This is a genomic window from Myxococcus sp. MISCRS1, assembly GCF_026626605.1.
Lineage (GTDB): Bacteria > Myxococcota > Myxococcia > Myxococcales > Myxococcaceae > Myxococcus > Myxococcus fulvus.
Map to the genome: position 1 here is coordinate 9,408,953 of NZ_JAPNKB010000001.1, position 22,356 is coordinate 9,431,308.

Here is a 22,356-nt window from a genome sequence, read left to right on the forward strand (position 1 = left end):
GCGATGGTGAAGCCGAGCAAGCAGATCATCCGTCCCTACGGAGACCGGCGGGACGACGGCGTGGTGCAGCTGTCGTTCACGCTGCCGGTGCCCCTGTCGGAGAAGGCCAAGGAGGCCGCCGCCGTCTTCACGCGCAAGATGGGGTTCACCGACGTGAAGGTGGCCGCCGCCGAGCGCGCCGCGGACAGCTACACGTTCTTCATCGTGTACGCCCGCTCGGGCGTCACGCTGGACTACGCCGAAATCGACGTGCCCGAAGTCGTCGTGAAGAAGATGTCCTTCGACGACCTCAACGCCTTCATCAAGGAGAAGGTCGCCCGGCGCATCGTCGTGTTCGGCGCGTGCACCGGCACCGACACGCACACGGTGGGCATTGACGCCATCCTGAACATGAAGGGCTACGCGGGCGACTACGGCCTGGAGCGCTACCCCGGGTTCGAGGCGTTCAACCTGGGCAGCCAGGTGCCCAACGAGGACCTCATCAAGCGGGCCATGGCGAAGAACGCCGACGCCATCCTGGTGAGCCAGGTCGTCACCCAGCGCGACGTGCACAAGGACAACTCGCGCCAGTTCATCGAGGCGGCCAAGGCGGCGGGCATCCACGGCAAGGTGCAGCTGCTCTTGGGCGGCCCGCGCGTGGACCACAAGCTGGCGCTGGAGCTGGGCTTCGACGCGGGCTTCGGTCCGGGCACCAAGCCCTCCGACGTGGCCAACTACATCGTCCATGCGCTCCTGAAGAAGCTGGGCAAGGAGCCCCAGGACATGCACTACCAGGGAGAGCCCTCATGAGCACGGGAACCAAGGCCATCATCCGCCTGCGCATGAGCAGCCACGACGCGCACTACGGCGGCAACCTGGTGGACGGCGCGCGGATGCTCGGGCTGTTCGGCGACGTGGCCACGGAGCTGTGCATCCGGGCCGACGGCGACGAGGGCCTGTTCCGCGCGTACGACTCGGTGGAGTTCCTGGCGCCGGTGTACGCGGGGGACTTCATCGAGGCGGAGGGAGAGATCGTCAGCGCGGGCAACACGTCGCGCAAGATGCGCTTCGAGGCGCGCAAGGTCATCCGCCCGCGTCCGGATGTGAATGACTCGGCGGCGGACCTGTTGCCGGAGCCCATCGTCGTGTGCCGTGCTTCGGGCACCTGCGTGGTTCCCAAGGACAAGCAGCGAGGTCAGCGATGAGCACTCCCATGGTCATCACCGCGGCGATGGTGGGCGCGGAGACGACGCGCGAGCAGACGCCGCACCTGCCCATCACCGCGGAGGAGATCGCCGAGGACGCGGCGCGCTGCCGCGAGGCCGGCGCGGCCATGGTGCACCTGCACGTGCGCACGCCCGACGGCAAGCCGTCCCAGGACGCGGAGCTGTTCCGGGCGGCCATCCGCGCCATCCGCAAGCGCACCGACGTGCTCATCCAGACGTCCACCGGTGGTGCGGTGGGCATGACGGTGGACCAGCGCTGCGGGCCGCTCACGCTGACGGGGGAGGACCGGCCGGACATGGCCACGCTCACCACGGGCACCGTCAACTTCGGCGAGGAGGTCTTCTGGAATCCCCGCCCGCTGGTGCGTGACATCGCCAAGCGCATCCGCGCGCTCGGGCTGCGGCCGGAGCTGGAGTGCTTCGACGTGGGCATGATCGACGAGGCGCGCTACCTGGCCAAGGAGGGCCTGGTGGACCTGCCCGCGCACTTCGACTTCGTGCTCGGGGTGCCGGGCACGCTGCAGGCGCGGCCGGAGGTGCTGGACTTCATGATCGCCTCGCTGCCGGAGGGCAGCACCTGGACGGTGGCGGGCGTGGGGCGCTTCCAGCTCGCGTTCGTGGACGAGGCCGCGAAGCGCGGCGGCAACGCGCGGGTGGGCCTGGAGGACAACATCTACGTGTCCAAGGGCGTGCTCGCGAAGGGCAACTGGGAGCTGGTGGCCGAGGCCGCCAGAAGGGCCCGGGCCCACGGCCGGGAGCCCGCGACTCCCGAGCAGGCTCGCAAGCTGCTGCGACTGAGCTGAACCCCGCCGCCGACACACTCAAGTGTGTCGGCGGTTTTCTTTCCAGAACATGTCAGCAACCTGGGCCCCTTCGCGTCGGCGTTCGCCGGACGCCGCTCGTTCGCCCGGACTCCGGCGCGTGAGGGTCCCACTCACTTCCGAGGAGTCGTACGCATGGACACGGAGCTGAAGGGGCAGGGCGTCCTGGTGACGGGCGGCGCGGGTGGCATCGGCACGGCCATCGTCCAGGCCTTCGCCGCCGAGGGCGCGAAGGTAGCGGTGCACTACCACTCCCGCGAGGCCAAGGCGCGCGAGCTTGCGGGGAAGGTGGGCGGCGCGGCGGTGGGCGCGGACCTGACGGTGGAGGCCCAGGTGGACGCGCTGGTGCCCGCGTCGGTGGCGGCGCTGGGCCGACTGGACGTGTTGGTGTGCAACGCAGGCGTGTACCCGGCCCCGGACGTGCCGGTGTGGGAGATGTCGCTGGAGCGCTGGCGCCGCACGCTGGCGGAGAACCTGGACAGTGTCTTCCTGTGCTGCCGCGCCTTCCTGCGCCACGTGAAGACGACGGGCGTGGGCAACATCGTCATCGTCAGCTCGACGGCGGGCCTGTTCGGCGAGGCGGGACACGCCGACTACGGGGCGGCCAAGGGCGCGCTGGCGAGCGGATTCCTGCGCAGCCTCAAGAACGAGCTGGGCCGCATCGCGCCGGGGGCCCGCGTCAACGCGGTGTGCCCCGGCTGGACGGAAGTGGACCGCAACCGCGACAAGCTGAAGGCGGAGGGGTTCGTGAAGCGGGTGACGCGCACCATGTCGTTGCGCAAGGTGGGCCAGCCCGAGGACGTGGCGCGCGCGGTGGTGATGCTCGCGTCGGATTTCGTCTCCGGCCACGTGACGGGTGAGGTCGTCACCGTCGCCGGAGGCATGGAAGGACGGGTGCTACATGACGACTGATGCCATCGATGTACGGAAGCACAACCGCGACGCCTGGAACCGCCAGGTGTCCCTGGGCAACCGGTGGACGGTGCCGGTGGGGCCGGAGGTCATCGCGGCGGCGCGCAAGGGCGAGTGGGGCATCCTGCTCACGCCGACGAAGATTGTTCCTCGCGAGTGGTTCGGCGAGGTCGCTGGCAAGCGCGTGTTGTGTCTGGCGGGCTCCGGTGGACAGCAGGCGCCCATCCTCGCGGCGGCGGGCGCGAAGGTGTCGGTGCTCGACAACTCGCCGGCGCAGCTGGGGCAGGACCGGCTGGTGGCCGAGCGCGAGGGACTGACGCTGCGACTGGAGGAGGGGGACATGAGGGACTTGTCCGTCTTCGAGGACGGCGGCTTCGACCTCATCTTCCACCCGTGCTCCAACGGCTTCGTGGACGACATCCAGCCGGTCTGGCGCGAGGCGTTCCGCGTGCTGCGGCCCGGTGGCGCGCTCCTGACGGGCTTCTGCAACCCGCTCATCTTCCTGCTCGATCCGGACCTGCAAGAGCAGGGCGTGATGCAGCTCAAGTACAAGATGCCGTACTCGGACTTCACCAGCCTCACGGAGGCCGAGCGGCGCCGGTACACGGACAAGCACGAGCCGCTCAGCGTGGGCCACTCCCTGGAGGACCAGATTGGCGGACAGCTCCGCGCGGGCTTCGTCCTCACCGGCTTCTTCGAGGACGGCTACGGTCCGGGCGACAAGCTCTCCGAGTACATCGATGGCTTCATCGCCACCCGCGCCGTGAAGCCCCCCCTCCCGTAACCGTTCGTCCCAGGAACGGGGAAGTTCATTGCGCCGTGGAGTCCGAGGGGACTCCCATGCGGGCTGTCCTGGATGCCCCAGGACGTCCCGCAAGGAGCGCATATGCGTACCCCCAGGAATCTCTCCTCGTTCTGTGTCGTGAGCCTCGCGCTGCTGGGCGTGGGGTGTGAGCCGTCGGCCTCGCCGGTGACGTCGCGGGAGGGCGTGGCGCTGGAAGAGAAGAAGGACCGCGCGGTGGGTGACGTGCGGCTGTACTGCGAGACGACGCAGGACGGGAGCTACTTCGAGTTGAAGGAGACGGCGACGGGGTTCGAGGGCGTGGTGGCGACGCTCGAGTACGACCCCTGGGACTGCCGCTGCATCCGGTTGAAGCGCGAGGTGGTGGGGCAGTACACGTCCTGCAACTTCGCGGCGTCGGACCCGCGCATCGCCAACTGCTGGCGTCGTGACGCCAACGGCTCGACGACGAAGGCGTTCATGTCGTCGGCGAAGCTCACCCGGCAGTCGCTGGTGTTCGCCAACCCCATCGAGACGTCGGACCAGTTGTTGGAAGTCACCGTCGTGAACCAGGACCCGGGGCAGACGCCTCGGCATGACCTGTCCTTCCCCCTCAACGACTGCGTGGCGGAGCAGTAGCAGACCAGGCGGGCAGGCCCGCTCCGGTGTGGCGCCGGGGCGGGATTTAACCTTCGCTTTCGCGTGGGGTTCTCCAAGGCAACAGGGCGCGAGCAGGGCTGGACTCGTGCTCCTCGAACCCACGGAGCGTCTCACCATGCGTCAGAATTTCCTCATGCGGTCCTTCGTCACGGCGTCGCTGTTGCTGGCCACCCCGGTGTTCGCGCAGAGCGCGGCGCCCGCGGCGGAGGACAAGGCGGCCGAGTGCGGCGAGCGGCACGGCCGTCATGGCAAGCGGGGCATGAAGGGCGAGCGGAAGCTGGCCCGGATGGAGCACCGGTTGGACCGCGCGGTGGTGGACGGGCGGCTCACCCAGGCGCAGGCGGACCAGTTCAAGGCCGAGGCGAAGCAGCTCCAGGAGGAGCGCAAGGCGATGCGCGAGGTCTCCGGCGGGAAGCTCACCGAGGAGCAGCGGCAGCAGGGCCGCGAGCGCTTCCGCGCCTTCCACGAGAAGGTGAAGGCCGCGCTGAAGGCCACCGCGCCCACGAAGACTTGAGCGGTGCGTCTGCGACTGTCGCGTGTCGGGCCATACCGGACCGCGTCGAGGTCCTGACGCGGTGGTCGGACACCGTGACGTCTGGCAGGGGACGGTGGTGGAACTCGAGGTGAAAGGGGCGCCGAGAGCCTTGGCCGTGCGGATGACTCCCGCGGCACGCGAGGCCTCTTTCATCATCGTTTCATCATGGCCTCGCGAGCATTCGTGATGAACCACGCCGTGGCTGAGACCCGCTCATCATCGTTTCATCACGTCGCCGCGGACACGATGACGCTGCCGGGCGCGTCCCTCACACTGAAGGACCTCGACAACTTGGAGCGAGGTCTCTCATGCGCATGCTGGTGGTCGTGTCGTTCGTCTTCTTCGTCGTCTTCGGTTGTGGGGCTCCGGCGAGGAGTGTGTCCCCGGGTGATGTGAAAGCGCGGTCACCCTCACGGGCTCGGGTCGACGACGCGGAGTTGATGCGTGTGCAGGCGCGCGCTCGCGCCATCGTGGCCGCGGAGAACGCGGCCATCGCCGCCACGGATGCCTTCCTGGCGACGAAGGACCACGGGGTGGAACCGGCTCGGAGGCGGATGAATGTCACCGCGTCTCATGGAGGAGCCTGGTACGGGCTCTTCGGAAGCCTGGATGAGAACGAGGACTTCATCCCGTCGCTCGCCTGGAAGGCACCACTCGAAGAGCCCGCTCGGATGGAGCGCGTTCCCGTCGAGTCGCTTCCCAAGGACTTCAGTCCGCAGGCTCGCGCGGTGGCGACCGCGCAGCGCATCACGGTGGAGACCTTCGGACGGAAGAGGGTGAACCCCGTGGTGCTCGGCGAGGAATCGGGAGAGCTCACCGTCTACACGCTCCAGGGAACCCGTGAGCGGGGGATGCTGTACTTCGGTGGCGACTTCCGGTTCCGCTTCTCCGCGGATGGCCGGCGCGTGGTCGAGCAGGTGAAGCTCCACACGAGCGTCCTGGAGGTCGACTCCGAGCAACTGCCAGGAGGCTCGGACAAGGGGGTCGCGCACGACCATCTGCTCTTCGAGGGACCGCTCGAGACGGAGCTGGCGCTGATGATGCTCTACCCCGGGTTGCTCGGCGTGCTGGTCGTGGTCTCCCTGGAGTCGAACACGGCCTATGTCCTGACGGGAGAGGGAGCGGTCCACGTCGTCAGCGTGACCGAGGAGAAGATTGTCCGCGTCCTCAATCCGGATGGCACGCTCGAGACACCTTGATGAAGGCCGGCGCCCGTCACCCTGGGAGAAGGGGATGCCGGGCGCCACCGCCTCTCAGTCGCGCAGGCGCTCCGCCCAGGTGAAGTACGCGGCGCGCGCGTCCACGAACGGGTCGCGGAAGAGGGCGCGGACCTCGGCCTTGTCCACCTGTCCCGCGTCGAAGGCGCGGTAGAGCTTGTCGCCGAGCAGGTACCCCAGGCCGTGGCTGACGCCATGGAACAGCCGGTCCTTGCGCAGGGGCAGCAGCTTCACCGCCTCCTCGGGCGCCTCCAACTCGGCGGCCGCGTGGGCGAGCACGAACGCGGAGACCTGTCGGTCCACGCCTCGCGTCTCGCCGAAGCGCCGCACCCAGTCCGCCAGGTTCAGGCACGTGCGCCGGGGATTGACGAGCCGCGAGCCGAAGAAGCCCAGCGCCTCCTCCATGCACCGCGCGTAGAACGCCTCCGACGCCGTGCGGGGCTCCTCCATCGCGCTGCCCACCGCGCAGTGCCGCACGAAGTGCGCGGCCTCCTCCGCCGCGTGGTTCAGCGACAACGAAGCGAGGTACGCCGTGCGCGCGCGCGGGATGTAGCTGCTCTCCCGCGACAGGATGTGCCGACGAAGCTGCGACAGCTCCGTCTGCGTGAAGCGCCCCCGACGCTGGATGCGCGCCAGCACGTCGCCGTCCGCCACCGTGGTGACTTCCACCGACTCCAGTGCGCGACCCACCGGCACACCCGCCAGTCGACCGATGAGCGCCGCCATCTCCCGGAACCGCTCCGACGCGCCCCGGTCCATCAACGGCGCATCTCCCGCCTCGGCTTCCAGGTAATCCAGGAAGCTCTGCTGACAGACGACAGGGGAGGCGTTGAGCAGGCACAGGGTGTCGTCGGCCAGCTCCACCGCCTCGGCCGAGCCCATCTGCCCGTCGCGGGCCAGCTTCCACCAGACGCCTTCCGCGTTCTGGTAGACGACCAGGCCCCGACGCTGGGTCTCACCCAGGGCCCGCTCCACCTGCGCGGGCAGGTGGCACGGCGCGATGTGGTACTGGCCCACCAGGACGAGGATCAGCGGACGGTCCTCGGCGCGGGCGGCGCGGGCGATGCGCTCGGCGGCGTAGGCATCGCGCAGCGCGAGCGAGCGCTCACCCTGGGCCCGCCGGTCGATTCCGAGGACCTCCAGGCGGTGCTTGCGGGCGAAGGCGAGCAGGCCACGCGGCGCGCTTCCTGGGCCGAAGCCCGCACCCTCCGTGCCAGCACCCAGGCGTGCGAAGAGGGAGCGCTCCGACAGGCGCCCCGAGCCCCACGCATCGATGGAGGCCTGGTGACGCCCCTCGATGCACTCGAGGGCGAGCACGACGCGGCGGCCCGAGGACAGGGCGCGCTCCGCGAGGTCCAGGTACGTCTGCTGGGCCAGGGGCAGCGTGTGGTAGTCGCCCACGTACACCACGTCCGAGGCGCGCACGCGCTGGTGGACGTCGCTCAGCGGCAGGACGCGCCGATAGCTGGCGGTGCGCCGCCGGTAGCGGGCCTCGTAGGAGCGGAAGGCATCTGTCTGCCCGTCCACCACGCGGGCGATTTGTGCCCGCTGTCGACGGAAGAGGGCAAGGTGCAGGGCGAGCGAGTCGCGCATGGAGTGCGGCGATCCCTCGCACGGCCTCGGAGACCCGGCAAAAAATCGGCGGCGCTCTGGCCCTCGGGCCCCCCTTCCTTGACTCGGGGAGGGCCTCAATGGACCATCTGCGTCAGCTTGAAGAACACACTCGCTCGCGCGACCCTCCTCAGCCTCGTGCTCTTCCTGGCGGTGCCTGTCCGTGCCGAGGAGCCTTCTCTTCTCCACTCCGCTCCGGCACGCGCGGAGGCCAACGTGCCGCTGCGGCTCGACGGCACCCTCGTGGAGGGCGCACGCATCCTGGAGATGCAGGTGCGCTACCGGGGCCCGGGAGAGCCGTTCGCCCGCGTGCCGATGGAGCGCCAGTACGGCGACCTGTATCGCGCCGTCATCCCTCCCGAGCACATGGTGCCTCCTGGCATCGAGTACTACGTCGAGGGCCTCACCGCCGACGGCGAGCGCATCGCCATCTTCCAGTCCGCGTCGCGGCCCGCCCGCGTGCTCGTGGCCGGAGAGGCGCCGGCGTCCGCGCGCAAGCCCGGCGCGTCCGAGCCTCCTCCGTTGGCCACCGTCGACGAGCGTCCCAGCACGCGGACGCCGGCCACCCAGGAGCGCCCGCGTCCGTCGTCCTCCGATGACGATGACTCGATGGCCGCGCTCACCGCGGACCTGAACGAGGGGGTTCCACCGCCGACGCCCAAGAACTCCCGGGACTCGCGCGGGTCGTCCACGCCTCCGCCGAAGGGGACGTCCGCGACGTCGCGCGATTCCTCGCGTGCGTCTCGCGATACCTCATCGACCTCGAGAGACGCGCCCACGCGCGAATCGCAGCCGTCGCGCGAGTCGCCCTCACGCGATGCGGTGACCTCGCGCGAGTCGCCCTCACGCGAAGCCGTGAGCGCGCGCGAGCCGAGCGTCACCCGGGAGTCGCCCACGCGCGACACGTCCCGTGACACGGGCTCCTCGCGTGGCGAGCCTGCGGCCCCACAGCGCACAGAGCTGGAGGACGACCTGGCCCTCTACAGCGCCGAGGACACGCTGGCGCTGGCCACGCGTCACGAGGAGAAGGTCCGCAAGGTGCCGGCCATCGGCGCGTCCTTCAACCGCGAGCAGATCAGCGTGCTCGGCGCGCGCACGGTGGCGGACGTGCTGGACGTGGTGCCCGGCCTCACCGTGAGCCGCGACGTGCAGGGCTTCCACCGCACGGCGGTGCGCGGCCTGCGCAACGACGCGGAGGTGCTGTTCCTGCTCAACGGCCACCGGCTCAACAACTTCTTCGACGGCAAGGCGCTGATGAACCTGCCGGTGGAGAACCTGGAGCGCATCGAGGTCATCCGTGGCCCGGGCTCCGCGCTGTACGGCGCGGGCGCGTTCCTGGGCGTGGTCAACATCGTCACGGACACCTCGGACGGAGTCCGCACGGCCGTGTCCGCGGGCGGCTTCCCGGAGAAGGACGACCGGTTGGCCGTCACCGTCAACGGGCACGCCTCCGCGGGGCACACGTTCGGGGACCTGCGCCTGTTCGCGGACGTGGACGTGTGGAACCAGTCCGGCGACGCGAACATCATCGAGCACGACGGCCTGGATGACGAGTCCACCTCCCAGGGCCTGCGCTCGGTGGAGGACCCCGCCGGCAGGACGCGCGATGACCGCTTCCTGCTCAACGTGGGCGGCGGCGCGACGTACTCCATGGGCGACGCCGGACGGCTGGCCGCCTCCGTGCGCTACCTCTCCGAGAACCGCACCGCGCTGCTGGGCCTGTTCGACGTCGTGGCCGAGGACTCCGAGCTGAAGTGGAACGTGCTCATGGCGGACGTCCACTGGGAGAAGAACATCGGCTCGTCGATTCTCCTGCGCGCCCGCGCCGGCTTCGACCAGCAGACCACCGACCGCCTCTTTCAAATCACGCCTCGCAACTTCCGCACCGGTCCGGACTCGAACCAGCTGTTCGACAACGGCCTGCGGGAGCAGACGCAGATTTCGGTGCGCTCGCTCACCGGCGGCGTGGACGCGGACATCGTCCTGTCGTCCAACAACCGCCTGTCCGTGGGCGCGGTGGTGGAGCAGCAGTCGCTGGGCGACTACACCTACGAGACGAACTACACGCTGGACGCGCGCGTGCGCCCGGGCGGCTTCACCACGCCCGAGGGCCTGGCGGACCTGCTGGAGCTGGCCGGCGGCGCGGCGTCCCGTCGGCTGACGGTGGGCGCCTTCGCGCAGGACCAGTGGACCGTCATCGCCCCGCTGACGCTGACCTTCGGCGTGCGCGTGGATGCCACGCAGCTGCCCACCGTGGGGACGAGCGGCGACATCACCGGCACCCGCTTCGTGGCGCGCGTCAACCCACGCGTGGGCTTGGTGTTCTCCGCCACGGACGCGCTGGTGCTCAAGGCCCTGTACGGCCGCGCCTTCCGCGCGCCCACGCTGCAGGAGCTGGTCGAGCGCATCCCCGACACTGACTACAACCAGGGCCGCTTCGAGGGCAACCCGAGCCTGCAGCCCGCCATCGTGGACACCTTCGAGCTGGGCGCGGACCTCATCCAGTCCGCGGGCGAGGCGCGCGTGCGGCTGCGCGCCAACGCGTACCTGGAGCTCTTCTCGTCGCCCATCGTCCCGGTGGACACGTCCGGCAACATCGTCCCGCTGCGCAACCGCGAGCTGGGCGTGCGCGTGTACGGCATCGAGGGCGAGGCCCGCCTGGAGGCCTCCAAGCGCGCCAACGCCTGGTTCAACGCGAGCATCTCCCGCGCGCAGGACATGGAGCTGCCCTCGCAGTCGCGGCTGCTCACCGACACGCCGCAGGCGCGCTTCAACGCGGGCGTGTCCATGCCCATCGGCGCGTGGGTGAACTTCGACGTGGTGGTGCGCACGGGCGCCGAGCGCCGCAACAACAGCCGCTCCGTGCTGGAGCTGGTGCGCCGCTACAAGATCCCCGCCTACAGCCTGGTCACCGCGCAGATTCGCACCGAACCCATCCTGGACATCTGGGAGGTCTCGCTGGTGGCGCACAACGTCTTCGACCACGACCTTCGCGACGACGTGCCGCGGCCCGACCGCGTCACCGGGAACCTCCCGCGCGAGGGCATGTCCGGCTACCTCACCGTGAGGGCTCACTTCTGATGCCACTGCCCAAGTCCCTCGTCGCCGCGCTCGCGTGCGCCCTGGCCTCGCCCCTGGCCGGGTGCATCTCCTACAACGACTCCTGCCAGCCGCTCGTCGCGGACCCCGACGCCGTCGTCGGCTACCTGGGCCAGGACGTCCTGCTCGACAAGCCCTTCGTCTGGCACGACAACAACGCGCTGGCGCAGGCCGCCGCGGATGCGTTCCGCCACGCGGAGGACGGCTCGGCCCGGCCCGCGGTGCTGGGCGTCATCAACGGCGGCTCGCTGCGAGCAGAGGGCCTGTGCTTCACGCGCCAGGCGCTGCGCAAGGGCCCGCTCACCGACGGTGTTCTCCACGAGGTCATCCTCTTCGAGAACCTGGTGGTGTCCGTGGACCTCACCGAGACGGAGCTGGTGAAGATGATGGAGAACAGCGTGGGCAGCCTCTACCGGGAAGGGGAGCTCATCGCGTCGCCGTCCGGCGCCTTCCTGCACCTGTCGGAAGGCACCACGATGCACGTCAACTGCGCGAACCCCCGGGGCCAGCGCGTGGAGGCGCTGACGGTGAACGGGCAGAGCGTGCCCCTGCCGCCGCGTGACGACGCGAGCATCCGCTACCGCGTGGCCATGCCCAGCTTCCTGCTCGGAGGCGGTGACGGCTACGGGGAGGCGTTCGGCAACGCGGGACAGAATCCGGACCGCTTCCCGGTGCAGGCGCGGAAGCTGGGAGGAACGGACGCGAACATCACCTCGGCGTACCTGCGGGAGATGCACCCCTCACCCGAGCAGTCGCTCACCGAGAAGCCGCGAATCACGTTCTCGAACTGCGCACGACCCGCGCGGCCCGCCGGAGGTTGAGTGCCGGGGGCCGTTCGCGGGGACCTTCAGGACTTCGGCTCGTCCGGGTTCGGAGCGGCCGCCACCAACGTGGCGGTGGCCGCGGGCGTCGCCGCCGGGCTCGCCGCGACGGCGGCGGGACGGGCAGGCGCGCTCAGCACGTCGTTGACCGACGGCATCCTCCGAATCTCGGCACGCGCCACCTTCCACGCCTGCTGGACGATCCACGACAGGGAACGGTCCTGCCGCGTGGCCTCACGCTGGATCTCCTCCAGCATGTCCTCGGGGAAGTAGAGGCTTTGCTTGCGATGGTCGGTGGTGGCCATGCCTGCGCTACTCCTCGCGCGGGTCCTGGCGCTCGTCGCCAGTCACGTCGTTGACGGCGGGGAACGACTTGATGCGCTCGCGGGCGATCTTCCACGCCTGCTGGACAACCCAGGAAAGAGAGCGGTCCTGTCGGTTCGCTTCTTCCTGAATCTCCTTCAGCATCTCCTCGGGGAAGTACAGCGACTGCTTGCGCTTGTCGGTGCCTGCCATACTTGAGTCTCCGGGGCGGATTCGAGGTGACGACCTGAACACACCGGTGCCGTTATCCGACAGACGCCCAAGAGGGTCAACGGTTTAGGACGACTCATTCCGCGCCCGTCGGCTCCCTGCTCGGACATGTTCAGTGCCGCCTGACGTATCCAGCCGGGCGCGAAAAAGGAAACGCCCCGGGCCTCGCGATGGGAGGACCGGGGCGTTTCGGAAAGAGGGACCGCCGGGAGTGGATCTCCCAGCGGACCCGTGGACCCAGAGGGGGAGGGGGGGGACCCCTAGGTCCAACACCTTGAAAAGTCGACCGTCCCCTCAACAACGCCCGGTGTCGCGCATATTTCCGCTTCCGCGACCGCGCCCATCCGGTGTGACGATCATAAGAACCGACCCCCCTGCCTTCAACCGCGCGCGCCTCTGTAACCCTGTTACCCGACATTCCATTCCGCCCCCGCAGATGTCACCCACTGGACCCGCGACGCAGTTGCTGAAGAGGACGCTGATGGACACGTATGCGCGCCTCGGACTGGAGGGCCGGTCCGTGTTGTGCGCCGTGTCCGGAGGCGCGGATTCGGTGGCCCTGCTCGTCGGCACGGCGAGCGTGCGCGAGCGGCTGCGGCTGCGAGTGGAGGTCTGCACGGTGGACCATGGCGTGCGTCCCGAATCCCGAGCGGAGGCCCGGGCCGTGGGCTCGCTCTGCGAGCAGCTGGGCGTGCCCTGTCACGTGCGGACGCTGGCCCTGGCGCGGGGCCCCGGACTCGAGGCCCGCGCGCGGCAGGCGCGCTACGAGGCCCTGGAGGCGGTGCGGCGCGAGCGGGGCCTGTCCCTGGTGGCGACGGCCCACTCGGCGAGCGACCAGGCGGAGACGCTGCTGATGCGGCTGGCGCGGGGCGCGTCGACGCGGGGCGCGGTGGGCATCCGCGAGGCGCGGGGCACGCTGGTGCGGCCGGTGCTGTCGCTGACGCGGGCGGAGCTGGTGGCCTCCTTGAAGGAGCAGGGCGTCGGCTATGCGACAGATGAGATGAACGACGACCCCGCCTTCCTGCGCGTCCGGGTGCGACACGACGCGCTGCCGGCCCTGTCGCGCGCGGCGGGCTTCCCGGTGGACGCGCGGCTCGCGTCGTACGCGCGGCTGGCGGCCGAGGACGACGCGCTGCTGAGCGACCTGGCGGACGCGGCCTGGGCGCGCGTGCGGCTCGCCGACGGCGCGCTGGACGCGGTGGCGGTGCGCGCGCTGGAGGTGCCCTTGCGGCGCAGGGTGCTCGCCAGGCTGCTGGCCGCGCACGACGTGGTGGCGGACGCGGCGATGGTGGAGCGCGCGCTGCGGGCGGTGGAGCAGGGAGGCTCGGCGACGGTGGGGCGCGCGCTGCGGCTCCGGGCCACGGGCGGGCGGGTGCGCTGCGTGGCGTCGTCGGAGGTGAGGACGCCTTCGGTGCGGGCCATGGTGCTGACGGGGCAGGGGGCCTCCGGCGTCCTGGAGGGCACGGGGTGGTGCTTCAGCGTGGAGTCGCGCGAGCCACCTCCGGGCACGCACGGGCTGGCGCTGGCGCGCGATGTCCGCTGGCCGCTGACCGTGCGGACGCGCAGGCCGGGAGACCGGGTGCGCGCGGGCGAGAAACAACGCCGGCTGCAGGATGTGTTGGTGGATCTTCGGGTGCCCGCGGAGTCGAGGGATTCGCGGCCGGTGGTGCTGGACGCCGAGGGCACCGTGGTGTGGCTCCCAGGGCTGTGGACACCTCCGTCACGGGCGGAGGTTTCCGGACACTACCTGTGGGCCGCACCCGTGGGTCCGAGCAATCACCAGGACCCTTCGTTATAGAGTGGAATGAGTGTTGTCGGGGGTTGGCCGTGCCCCCTAAATAGTTGAGGGCTTTTTGCTGTTGCTGATACGGTCCGACGACTGGGAGCTCGCCTGGTGTCGGGCAAATGATTGAAAAGGCTGGGTTTCTCCCGGCACGGCCCTCACCCGCCGAGTACCGAAAGGGCAGCTGACACGTGCGTTCGACCTACAAGACCATCGGGCTCTGGGTCATCCTGATCGTCCTCTTCGTCGCCTTCTACAACTTCTTCTCCCAGGGCAACGACCAGGTCCAGGAGCCCTCCTTCACCCAGCTTCTGTCGAAGGTGGAGGAGAAGAAGGTCAAGGAAGTGGCGGTCAAGGGCAACACCTACTCCGGCAAGTTCGTGGACACGAGCGAGCGGTTCCGCACGACGGGGCCCGCGCCGGATGCGGCGATGCTCAACCAGCTCCGCAACAACGGAGTGGACGTCAAGTATGAGCGGGAGGAGCAGAACAGCCTCTGGCTGACCATCCTCGGGCAGTGGATGCCCGTCGTCTTCCTGTTCCTCTTCTTCATCTTCTTCATGCGTCAGCTGCAGGGCGGCAGTGGCAAGGCGATGACCTTCGGGAAGTCGAAGGCCAAGCTGCTCAGCGAGAGCCACAACAAGGTCACGTTCGCGGACGTGGCCGGCGTGGACGAGTGCAAGGAAGAGCTCGAGGAGATCGTCGCCTTCCTGAAGGACCCCAAGAAGTTCACCAAGCTCGGCGGCCGCATCCCCAAGGGCGTGCTGATGATGGGTCCTCCGGGCACGGGCAAGACGCTGCTGGCTCGCGCGGTCGCCGGCGAGGCGGGCGTGCCGTTCTTCTCCATCTCCGGCTCGGACTTCGTGGAGATGTTCGTGGGCGTCGGCGCCAGCCGCGTCCGTGACCTGTTCGAGCAGGGCAAGAAGAACGCCCCCTGCATCATCTTCATCGACGAAATCGACGCCGTGGGTCGTCACCGCGGCGCCGGTCTGGGCGGCGGTCACGACGAGCGTGAGCAGACGCTCAACCAGCTGCTCGTGGAGATGGACGGCTTCGAGTCCAACGACGGCGTCATCCTCATCGCCGCGACGAACCGTCCGGACGTGCTGGACCCCGCGCTGCAGCGCCCGGGTCGCTTCGACCGCCGCATCGTGGTTCCGCGGCCGGACCTGAAGGGCCGCCTGGGCGTGCTGAAGGTGCACACCCGCCGCGTGCCGCTGGCGCCGGAGGTCGACCTGGAGGTCATTGCTCGCGGTACGCCGGGCATGACGGGCGCGGACCTGGAGAACCTGGTGAACGAGTCGGCGCTGATGGCCGCGCGGCAGAACAAGGAGCGCGTGGACCTGAGCGACTTCGAGGCCGCCAAGGACAAGGTCTTCATGGGCCCCGAGCGGCGCTCGATGATCATGACCGAGAAGGAGAAGAAGAACACCGCGGTGCACGAGGCGGGGCACGCGCTGCTCGCCAAGCTGCTGCCGGGGTGCGACCCGCTCCACAAGGTCACCATCATCCCGCGTGGACAGGCGCTCGGCGTCACGTGGAGCCTGCCGACCGAGGACAAGGTCAACGGCTACAAGAAGCAGATGCTGGACCAGATCTCCATGGCCATGGGTGGCCGTATCGCCGAGGAGCTGCTCTTCAACGAGATGAGCAGCGGCGCGGCGAACGACATCGAGCGGGCGACGGAGACGGCGCGCGCCATGGTGTGCCGCTGGGGCATGAGCGAGAAGCTGGGGCCCCTGGCGTTCGGCAAGAGCGACGGTGAGGTGTTCCTGGGCCGCGACTTCAACTCGTCCAAGGACTACTCCGAGGACACGGCGCGGCAGATCGACGCCGAGGTGCGCGGCATCGTCGTCGGCTGCTACGAGAAGGGTCGCAGCCTCCTGACGGAGAACCTGGAGGCGCTCAAGCGCGTCTCCGACGCCCTGGTGGAGTACGAGACGCTCGACGCCGAGGACGTGAACATCCTCCTGCAGGGTGGCCAGCTCACCCGTGAGCGTCCGCCCCCGCGGGTGAATGCTCCGCCGAAGGCGACGGAGAAGAAGGACAAGCGGAAGATCCTCGACGCGCTCGAGGGCCTGCCGAAGATGGAGCCGAACAAGGCGTAGTTTCCGGCCGCCGCCACGCGGCGCTGAACGAAGGCCCTTCCCACCCCGGGGAGGGCCTTTTCGTTTGTGGGGAGGCGGGCGGCGCCAAGGGGGTAGGGTGGACGCCACGTCCCTCGCAGGAGTCCTCGCCCATGCTTCGCGCCCGCCCCATCAGCGTCGACCGTCCGGAGGACCTGACGCTGGCCTTGCGTCGCATGGGGCTGCCCACGCCCGCGCGCGAGTACCTGTTGGAGAAGGTGCCGCATGGCCAGTGGCTGCTCACCGGCGTCCCGAAGGAGGTCGGCCAGTTCCTGCAGGGCCTGGCGGAGCGCTCGAACGCGCCGGGCCGCGAGGAGTTCCCCTCCTGGGTCTCGGGCGATGTTCGCACCCGCCCCGGCGCGGGCCTGTTGTCCGGGCGCCGTGAGCAGGTCGAGCGGCTCATCGCGCTCGCCCGCGTCGAAGGGGGCGAGTTCATCGCGCTGGCGGGCGCGCTGGAGCGGGCCCTGGGCGCTCACGTGGCGCCGACGCCGCTGGTGCTCGGCGAGCGCACCTTCGAGTGGGGCTCGCGTACGTACCTCATGGGCGTGGTCAACGTGACGCCGGACAGCTTCTCCGACGGAGGTCGCTACCGGGATGTCGACGCGGCCGTGGCGCATGGGCTCGCGCTGGCGGAGGCGGGCGCGGACCTCCTGGACATCGGCGGTGAGTCCACGCGTCCCGGCTCACGGGCCGTCCTGGCCGAGGAGGAGGTGGCCCGGGTGCTGCCGGTCATCGAGGGCCTGCGGGCCCGCACCGCCGTGCCCCTGTCGGTGGACACCACCAAGTCGGCCGTGGCGCGCGAGGTGCTCCAGGCGGGCGCGCACCTCATCAACGACATCACCGGCTTCCGCACGGACCTGGAGCTGCCCCGCGTGGTGGCGGAGTTCGGCGCCGCCTGTTGTCTGATGCACATCCAGGGGACCCCCAGCACGATGCAGCAGGCGCCGTCGTACGAGGACCTGGTGGACGAGGTGCTGACGTACCTGGAGGACTCCTCCGCCGTGGCGGCGGCCGCGGGGGTGCCGCGCGAGCGCATCCTGCTGGACCCGGGCATCGGCTTCGGCAAGACGTTCGACCACAACCTCTACCTGCTGCGACGGCTGGGGGAGCTGCGCGTGCTCGGGCTGCCCCTGCTGGTGGGCACCAGCCGCAAGGGTTTCCTCGGCGCCCTGACGGGTGGCAAGCCGGCGGGCGAGCGTCTGGCGGCGACGCTGGGCTCCGTGGCGGCGATGGCGGTGCTGGGCGGCGCGGACATCGTCCGGGTGCACGACGTGGCGGAGGCTCGCGACGCGCTCCTGGTGGCGGATGCGATTCGCGTGGCGCGCGACGGAGGGACCCTGCTCGGACGCTGAGCCGGCGTGGGCCGCGCGCCACACGGCGGCGGTGGAGCCGCGTGTAGGCGTGGGGCGGGGGCTGGTATCGTTTTCGCACTGACCTTCAACGGTGATACAGCCTGCAAGCCCGGGCCGTTGCCGGGGGAGCATCGGGGCCCTACCTTCGAGCCCCGGCGGTGGGCGGGGTATAAGCCCCGACGTCGAGCGACCGGCGAAGGCCCGGCGTGGGAAAGGTGGAGCGGAAAGCCATGGCGTACAGGATGAACATGCCTCCCAAGGAGGAGCGCGCGTCGCAGAAGCTGTTCGGCACGGACGGGGTTCGCGGAAAGGCGAACGTCTACCCGATGACAGCGGAAGTCGCGATGCAGCTCGGCCGGGCGCTCGCGTACCTCATCCGCAATGGACCGCACCGCCACCGCGTCATCGTGGGCAAGGACACGCGACTGTCGGGCTACATGCTCGAGCAGGCGCTGGCCGCGGGCCTGACGTCCATGGGCGTCGACGTGGAGCTGGTCGGTCCGCTGCCGACGCCGGGCATCTCCAACATCACCACGTCCATGCGCGCGGACGCGGGCGCGGTCATCTCCGCGTCCCACAACCCGTACGAGGACAACGGCATCAAGTTCTTCTGGCGCGACGGCTTCAAGCTGCCGGACGAGACGGAAGGCAAGATCGAAGAGCTGCTGTCCACGGGCGCCATCGACTCCATCCGTCCCACGGCGACGAAGATTGGCCGCGCGTTCCGCATGGAGGACGCGCGGGGCCGCTACATCGTGTTCCTCAAGGCGACCTTCCCGCGCGAGCTGACGCTCGAGGGGATGACCATCGTCGTCGACTGCGCCAACGGCGCGGCCTACAAGACGGCGCCCGCGGTGCTGGAGGAGCTGGGCGCGAAGGTCATCACGCTGGGCGTCTCGCCGGACGGCAAGAACATCAACCACAAGTGCGGCGCGCTGTACCCGGAGAACCTGGCGCGCACGGTGCTCAAGCACGGCGCCCACCTGGGCATCGCGCTGGACGGTGACGCCGACCGGCTCATCGTCGTGGACGAGAAGGGCAAGGTCGTGGATGGCGACGCCATCATGGCCATCTGCACCGGCGAGCTGGTGGCGCGCAAGCAGCTCAAGAAGAAGGTGCTGGTCTCCACGGTGATGAGCAACGTCGGCCTGGAGCGCGCGGTGGCGCGCTGGGGCGTGAAGGTGGCTCGCACGCGCGTCGGTGACAGGTACGTCGTCGAGGAGATGCGCAAGAACGGCTACAACCTGGGCGGCGAGCAGAGCGGCCACCTCATCTTCCTGGACCACACCACGACGGGGGACGGCACGCTGGCGGCGCTCCAGCTGCTCGCGGTGATGTGCCGCGCGGGCAAGCCCCTGAGCGAGCTGGCCTCCATCTTCGAGCCCGTGCCCCAGACGCTGGTCAACGTGGTGGTGAAGCAGAAGAAGGAGCTGGGGGAGCTGCCGGACGTGATGAAGGTCATCAAGTCCGTGGAGCAGAAGCTCGGAAACTCCGGCCGCGTGCTGGTGCGCTTCTCCGGCACCGAGCCCAAGGCGCGCGTGCTGGTGGAGGGCGAGGACGCCGCTCGCAACGAGGCCTACGCGAAGGACATCGCCGACGCCCTGGCGAAGGCGCTCAACCGCTAGTCGGCGTTCACGACGGTTGACTTCCGGACGCTGGCCGCGATTAGAGGGGCCAGCGCGTGCCGGGGCCCCCGACAATCCCGGCACCGCGCGTCAAGCGAGGTGCGGTCGATGGGACAGCGACTGGGTGTCAACGTGGACCATGTGGCGACGCTGCGGCAGGCGCGGCGCACCACGTATCCGGATCCGGTGACGGCGGCCGCGCTGGCGGAGCTGGCCGGCGCGCAGCAGATCACCATCCACCTGCGCGAGGACCGCCGCCACATCCAGGACCGCGACCTGCGCATCCTGCGTGAGACGACGCAGACGCTGCTCAATCTGGAGATGGCGGCCACCCCGGAGATGGTGAAGATCGCCTACGAGCACAAGCCGGACGTGGTGACGCTGGTGCCCGAGCGCCGCGAGGAGCTCACCACCGAGGGTGGGCTCGAGGTCGCCGGCCAGCGCGAGCACGTCGCGAAGATCATCAAGAACCTCAAGGACGGCGAAATCACCGTCTCGCTGTTCATCGACCCGGACCTGGACCAGGTGCGCGCGTCGCACAAGGTGAACGCGGACCGGATTGAATTGCACACGGGCCGCTACTGCGAGGCGCGCAACGAGAAGGAGCGCGCGCGGGAGCTGGCGCGCATCGTCGACGCGGCGAAGGCGGGCACCAAGCTGGGCCTGGGCGTGGCCGCGGGCCACGGGCTCAACTACGACAACGTGCAGCCCATCGCCCGCATCGCGGAGATCGACGAGCTGAACATCGGCCACGCCATCGTCGCGCGCGCGGTGCTGGTGGGCTTCGACCGGGCGGTCCGGGAGATGCTCGACCTGATGCGCAACCCGGGATAGCGCGCCATGGGAATCCGGGGCCTGGGTCTGGACATCTGCTCCATCTCCCGCATCCAGCGCATCCTGGACGGGCCTCGCGCGGAGCCGTTCCTGAACCGCGTCTACACCGAACACGAGCGCGCCCTGTGTGGCCAGCGTCACGACGCGGCCAGCGCCTACGCCGCGCGCTTCGCGGCCAAGGAGGCGCTGGTGAAGGCCCTGGGCGCGCCGCCGGGCATCCGCTGGAAGGACATGGAGGTGCGTCGCGAGGGCGGCGCGCCGTACTTCGGCCTGTCCGGCGTGGCGCTCGAGGTGATGGAGGCCCGGGGGCTGGAGGCCTTCCTCGCGTTGACCCACGACGCCGACGTGGCCGCCGCCACGGTGGTGCTGCAGTCGAAAGGGGAGTGAAGCCATGCTGCGCGTCCTCACCGCCGCCCAGATGCGTCAGGCCGAAGAGGCCGCCGAGCAGCGCCACGGGATGCCCTCCGCGCTGCTGATGGAGAACGCGGGGCGGGGGCTGGCGGAGGTGGCGCGCAAGCTCGCGGGGCCTGATGGCCGCTTCGTGGTGGTGTGTGGACCGGGCAACAACGGCGGCGACGGGCTGGTCGCGGCGCGCTTCCTCCTCGAGGGCGGCGCGCGCGTCTCGGTGACGCTCGTGGGCGACACCGCGAAGCTGACGCCCGAGTCGAAGCGCAACCTGGAGGCGCTGCGGGGCTTCGGTGGTTCGGCGCTCGCGCTGGAGTCGGTGGAGCCTCCCTCCACGGGCGACGTGGTGGTGGACGCGCTGTTCGGCACGGGGCTGAGCCGGGCGCCGGCGGGCGCGTTCGCGGAGGCCATCTCCGCCCTCCACCGGTGGCGACGCGCGGGCGCGAAGGTGGTGGCCGCGGACGTGCCGTCCGGTCTGCGGAGCGACACGGGCGAGCCCTTCTCTCCCTGCGTGGAGGCGGACGCGACGGTGGCCTTCGGCTTCCTCAAGCCGGGCCAGGTCCTGGAGCCCGGGGCCTCGCTGTGTGGCCGCGTGCACCGCGTGGACATCGGCATGGGGGGCGCGGCGTCGCGCGACATCACCGGCGCCGAGCTGTTCGTGGTGGAGGAGGCCGACGCGCGCCGCACGCTGCCCGCGCGCAAGGCGGACACGCACAAGGGCACCTACGGGCACGTGCTGGTGGTCGCCGGCAGCCGGGGGAAGACGGGCGCCGCGGCGCTGGTCGCGAAGGCGGCGCTGCGCTCCGGCGCGGGGCTCGTCACGGTGGCCACGCGAAGCGACGCGCTGGAGTCCGTGCAGTCGCACTCCGCCGAAATCATGGGCATCCCCCTGGACGGCTCGGGCCCGCTGGGGCTGGGGGATCTGGACGCGCTGCTCGCGGCGGCCGAGGGCAAGGACGCGCTCGTGATGGGTCCGGGCATCCCCCGGGGCCCCGAGACGGGCCGGCTCATCGGCGAGCTGCTCTCGCGCGTGGAGCTGCCCGCGGTGCTGGACGCGGACGCGCTCAACGCGGTGGCGGAGGACCTCTCCGTGCTCCGCCGCGCCAAGGGGCCCGTCGTGCTCACGCCCCACCCGGGCGAGATGGCGCGCCTGACGGGCAGGTCCACCAAGGAGGTCCAGTCACACCGGTTGGACCTCGTGGGTCGACTGGCGGCCGGGCTCAACGCGACGGTGGTGCTCAAGGGGGACCGCACGCTCACCGCGCACGCGGATGGCCGGGTGTTCATCAACACCACGGGCAACCCGGGCATGGCCACGGGTGGCTCCGGGGATGTGTTGTCCGGCGTGTGCGGCGCGCTCCTGGCGCAGGCCTTCCCGCTGCCCGACGCCATCTGGACGGCGGTCTACACGCATGGCCTCGCCGGAGACCTGGCGGCGGCGCGACGCGGGCAGCTGGGCCTGGTGGCGGGGGACCTCATCGAGCAGGGGCTCTGCGAGGTGTGGCTGCGGTGGGAGCGATGAGCGACACGGTGCTGTCGAGCGAGGTGCGGCGATGAGCGAGGCCAACACGGTGGAGCGGCGCGTGACGCTGGCCTCGCCCGAGGAGACCCATCGGCTCGGAGTCCGGCTGGGCGAGCTGCTCGAGCCGGGGGACTTCGTGGGCCTGATTGGCGATTTGGGCGCGGGCAAGACGCACCTGGTGCGCGGCGTGGCCGAGGGCGCGCGCGTGCCTCGCTCCGAGGTGGCCAGCCCCACCTTCGCGATTGTGTACCCGTACTCCGGCCGCATCCCGCTGTACCACGCGGACCTGTACCGCCTGACGGGCTACGACGACCTCTACGCCACCGGCTTCATGGACCTGGTGGGCGGCGAGGGCGCGGTGCTGGTGGAGTGGTTGGACCGGGTGCCGGAGGCCGCGCCTCGCGAGCACCTGCGCGTCACGCTGGCCCACGCGGGCGAGGACTCGCGCACCCTGGAGGCCCAGGCCTTCGGGGCCCGGGCCTCGGCGCTGCTGACGTCCTGGCTGCCCTGACG

Annotated in this window: 21 protein-coding genes; 18 read left to right on the forward strand and 3 right to left on the reverse strand. The window is 70.2% G+C overall.

Annotated elements, in window-relative coordinates; genetic code table 11:
- Window positions 1-3 precede the first annotated feature (3 nt).
- From OWM54_RS37795 to OWM54_RS37830, 8 genes are all read left to right on the forward strand, one after another.
- A complete protein-coding gene (locus OWM54_RS37795; protein WP_141324213.1) occupies window positions 4-789 on the forward strand; it encodes an OAM dimerization domain-containing protein in 786 nt (261 codons plus the stop codon).
- Window positions 786-1,184, forward strand: coding sequence for a hotdog fold domain-containing protein (locus OWM54_RS37800; protein WP_141324212.1), 399 nt, complete (start codon window positions 786-788; stop codon window positions 1,182-1,184). The genes OWM54_RS37795 and OWM54_RS37800 overlap by 4 nt, the downstream gene beginning before the upstream one ends.
- Window positions 1,181-2,008: a 3-keto-5-aminohexanoate cleavage protein gene (locus OWM54_RS37805; RefSeq protein ID WP_141324211.1), complete on the forward strand. Its 828-nt coding sequence runs from the start codon at window positions 1,181-1,183 to the stop codon at window positions 2,006-2,008. Before OWM54_RS37800 ends, OWM54_RS37805 begins: the two co-directional genes overlap by 4 nt.
- Before the next feature lie 153 nt (window positions 2,009-2,161).
- A complete protein-coding gene (locus OWM54_RS37810) occupies window positions 2,162-2,938 on the forward strand; it encodes an SDR family NAD(P)-dependent oxidoreductase (protein ID WP_267700524.1) in 777 nt (258 codons plus the stop codon).
- On the forward strand, window positions 2,928-3,722 hold the full coding sequence (locus OWM54_RS37815; protein WP_248545269.1) for a class I SAM-dependent methyltransferase: 795 nt from the start codon (window positions 2,928-2,930) through the stop codon (window positions 3,720-3,722). Before OWM54_RS37810 ends, OWM54_RS37815 begins: the two co-directional genes overlap by 11 nt.
- Window positions 3,723-3,824: 102 nt before the next feature.
- Window positions 3,825-4,358 (forward strand): hypothetical protein, encoded by a 534-nt coding sequence (locus OWM54_RS37820; RefSeq protein WP_248545268.1) that lies wholly within the window; start codon window positions 3,825-3,827, stop codon window positions 4,356-4,358.
- Window positions 4,359-4,494: 136 nt separating this feature from the next.
- Complete coding sequence (locus OWM54_RS37825) at window positions 4,495-4,893, forward strand: hypothetical protein (RefSeq protein ID WP_267700525.1); 399 nt, start codon at window positions 4,495-4,497, stop codon at window positions 4,891-4,893.
- 329 nt (window positions 4,894-5,222) lie between these two features.
- Window positions 5,223-6,113, forward strand: a complete 891-nt coding sequence (locus tag OWM54_RS37830; RefSeq protein WP_267700526.1) for a hypothetical protein — start codon at window positions 5,223-5,225, stop codon at window positions 6,111-6,113.
- 54 nt (window positions 6,114-6,167) lie between these two features.
- On the opposite strand, the gene OWM54_RS37835 is transcribed toward OWM54_RS37830, so the two are convergent.
- Window positions 6,168-7,724 carry a ChaN family lipoprotein gene (locus OWM54_RS37835; protein ID WP_267700527.1) on the reverse strand — a complete coding sequence of 519 codons (1,557 nt, stop codon included), beginning with the start codon at window positions 7,722-7,724 and terminating at the stop codon, window positions 6,168-6,170.
- A gap of 117 nt (window positions 7,725-7,841) precedes the next feature.
- Between OWM54_RS37835 and OWM54_RS37840 the strand changes: the two genes are divergently transcribed.
- Window positions 7,842-10,823: a TonB-dependent receptor plug domain-containing protein gene (locus OWM54_RS37840; protein ID WP_267700528.1), complete on the forward strand. Its 2,982-nt coding sequence runs from the start codon at window positions 7,842-7,844 to the stop codon at window positions 10,821-10,823.
- Window positions 10,823-11,662, forward strand: coding sequence for a 5'-nucleotidase C-terminal domain-containing protein (locus OWM54_RS37845; RefSeq protein ID WP_046714520.1), 840 nt, complete (start codon window positions 10,823-10,825; stop codon window positions 11,660-11,662). Before OWM54_RS37840 ends, OWM54_RS37845 begins: the two co-directional genes overlap by 1 nt.
- A gap of 26 nt (window positions 11,663-11,688) precedes the next feature.
- Here OWM54_RS37845 and OWM54_RS37850 read toward each other — a convergent pair whose 3' ends face one another.
- On the reverse strand, window positions 11,689-11,967 hold the full coding sequence (locus tag OWM54_RS37850) for a TIGR04563 family protein (RefSeq protein WP_141324203.1): 279 nt from the start codon (window positions 11,965-11,967) through the stop codon (window positions 11,689-11,691).
- A gap of 7 nt (window positions 11,968-11,974) precedes the next feature.
- Window positions 11,975-12,178 carry a TIGR04563 family protein gene (locus OWM54_RS37855; RefSeq protein ID WP_015350409.1) on the reverse strand — a complete coding sequence of 68 codons (204 nt, stop codon included), beginning with the start codon at window positions 12,176-12,178 and terminating at the stop codon, window positions 11,975-11,977.
- 499 nt (window positions 12,179-12,677) lie between these two features.
- Between OWM54_RS37855 and tilS the strand changes: the two genes are divergently transcribed.
- From tilS to tsaE, 8 genes are all read left to right on the forward strand, one after another.
- A complete protein-coding gene (gene tilS, locus OWM54_RS37860) occupies window positions 12,678-13,994 on the forward strand; it encodes a tRNA lysidine(34) synthetase TilS (RefSeq protein WP_267700529.1) in 1,317 nt (438 codons plus the stop codon).
- A gap of 176 nt (window positions 13,995-14,170) precedes the next feature.
- Window positions 14,171-16,087 carry an ATP-dependent zinc metalloprotease FtsH gene (gene ftsH / locus OWM54_RS37865; RefSeq protein WP_223747530.1) on the forward strand — a complete coding sequence of 639 codons (1,917 nt, stop codon included), beginning with the start codon at window positions 14,171-14,173 and terminating at the stop codon, window positions 16,085-16,087.
- A gap of 131 nt (window positions 16,088-16,218) precedes the next feature.
- On the forward strand, window positions 16,219-17,457 hold the full coding sequence (gene folP / locus OWM54_RS37870) for a dihydropteroate synthase (RefSeq protein WP_267700530.1): 1,239 nt from the start codon (window positions 16,219-16,221) through the stop codon (window positions 17,455-17,457).
- A gap of 230 nt (window positions 17,458-17,687) precedes the next feature.
- On the forward strand, window positions 17,688-19,082 hold the full coding sequence (gene glmM / locus OWM54_RS37875; protein WP_141324199.1) for a phosphoglucosamine mutase: 1,395 nt from the start codon (window positions 17,688-17,690) through the stop codon (window positions 19,080-19,082).
- A 108-nt stretch (window positions 19,083-19,190) separates the two neighbouring features.
- Complete coding sequence (locus OWM54_RS37880; protein WP_141324198.1) at window positions 19,191-19,916, forward strand: pyridoxine 5'-phosphate synthase; 726 nt, start codon at window positions 19,191-19,193, stop codon at window positions 19,914-19,916.
- Window positions 19,917-19,922: 6 nt separating this feature from the next.
- On the forward strand, window positions 19,923-20,303 hold the full coding sequence (acpS, locus tag OWM54_RS37885) for a holo-ACP synthase (protein ID WP_141324197.1): 381 nt from the start codon (window positions 19,923-19,925) through the stop codon (window positions 20,301-20,303).
- Window positions 20,304-20,307: 4 nt separating this feature from the next.
- Window positions 20,308-21,843 (forward strand): NAD(P)H-hydrate dehydratase, encoded by a 1,536-nt coding sequence (locus tag OWM54_RS37890; protein ID WP_223785558.1) that lies wholly within the window; start codon window positions 20,308-20,310, stop codon window positions 21,841-21,843.
- A gap of 31 nt (window positions 21,844-21,874) precedes the next feature.
- Window positions 21,875-22,354: a tRNA (adenosine(37)-N6)-threonylcarbamoyltransferase complex ATPase subunit type 1 TsaE gene (gene tsaE, locus OWM54_RS37895; protein WP_267700531.1), complete on the forward strand. Its 480-nt coding sequence runs from the start codon at window positions 21,875-21,877 to the stop codon at window positions 22,352-22,354.
- Window positions 22,355-22,356: the final 2 nt, after the last annotated feature.

What these genes read in the sequence shown, in the direction of transcription:
- OWM54_RS37795 (WP_141324213.1), top strand. Translation starts at nt 4, where the DNA reads ATGGTGAAGCCGAGCAAGCAGATCATCCGTCCCTACGGAGACCGGCGG.
- OWM54_RS37800 (WP_141324212.1), top strand. Translation starts at nt 786, where the DNA reads ATGAGCACGGGAACCAAGGCCATCATCCGCCTGCGCATGAGCAGCCAC.
- OWM54_RS37805 (WP_141324211.1), top strand. Translation starts at nt 1,181, where the DNA reads ATGAGCACTCCCATGGTCATCACCGCGGCGATGGTGGGCGCGGAGACG.
- OWM54_RS37810 (WP_267700524.1), top strand. Translation starts at nt 2,162, where the DNA reads ATGGACACGGAGCTGAAGGGGCAGGGCGTCCTGGTGACGGGCGGCGCG.
- OWM54_RS37815 (WP_248545269.1), top strand. Translation starts at nt 2,928, where the DNA reads ATGACGACTGATGCCATCGATGTACGGAAGCACAACCGCGACGCCTGG.
- OWM54_RS37820 (WP_248545268.1), top strand. Translation starts at nt 3,825, where the DNA reads ATGCGTACCCCCAGGAATCTCTCCTCGTTCTGTGTCGTGAGCCTCGCG.
- OWM54_RS37825 (WP_267700525.1), top strand. Translation starts at nt 4,495, where the DNA reads ATGCGTCAGAATTTCCTCATGCGGTCCTTCGTCACGGCGTCGCTGTTG.
- OWM54_RS37830 (WP_267700526.1), top strand. Translation starts at nt 5,223, where the DNA reads ATGCGCATGCTGGTGGTCGTGTCGTTCGTCTTCTTCGTCGTCTTCGGT.
- OWM54_RS37835 (WP_267700527.1), bottom strand. Translation starts at nt 7,724, where the DNA reads ATGCGCGACTCGCTCGCCCTGCACCTTGCCCTCTTCCGTCGACAGCGG.
- OWM54_RS37845 (WP_046714520.1), top strand. Translation starts at nt 10,823, where the DNA reads ATGCCACTGCCCAAGTCCCTCGTCGCCGCGCTCGCGTGCGCCCTGGCC.
- OWM54_RS37850 (WP_141324203.1), bottom strand. Translation starts at nt 11,967, where the DNA reads ATGGCCACCACCGACCATCGCAAGCAAAGCCTCTACTTCCCCGAGGAC.
- OWM54_RS37855 (WP_015350409.1), bottom strand. Translation starts at nt 12,178, where the DNA reads ATGGCAGGCACCGACAAGCGCAAGCAGTCGCTGTACTTCCCCGAGGAG.
- tilS (WP_267700529.1), top strand. Translation starts at nt 12,678, where the DNA reads ATGGACACGTATGCGCGCCTCGGACTGGAGGGCCGGTCCGTGTTGTGC.
- folP (WP_267700530.1), top strand. Translation starts at nt 16,219, where the DNA reads ATGCTTCGCGCCCGCCCCATCAGCGTCGACCGTCCGGAGGACCTGACG.
- glmM (WP_141324199.1), top strand. Translation starts at nt 17,688, where the DNA reads ATGGCGTACAGGATGAACATGCCTCCCAAGGAGGAGCGCGCGTCGCAG.
- OWM54_RS37880 (WP_141324198.1), top strand. Translation starts at nt 19,191, where the DNA reads ATGGGACAGCGACTGGGTGTCAACGTGGACCATGTGGCGACGCTGCGG.
- acpS (WP_141324197.1), top strand. Translation starts at nt 19,923, where the DNA reads ATGGGAATCCGGGGCCTGGGTCTGGACATCTGCTCCATCTCCCGCATC.
- OWM54_RS37890 (WP_223785558.1), top strand. Translation starts at nt 20,308, where the DNA reads ATGCTGCGCGTCCTCACCGCCGCCCAGATGCGTCAGGCCGAAGAGGCC.
- tsaE (WP_267700531.1), top strand. Translation starts at nt 21,875, where the DNA reads ATGAGCGAGGCCAACACGGTGGAGCGGCGCGTGACGCTGGCCTCGCCC.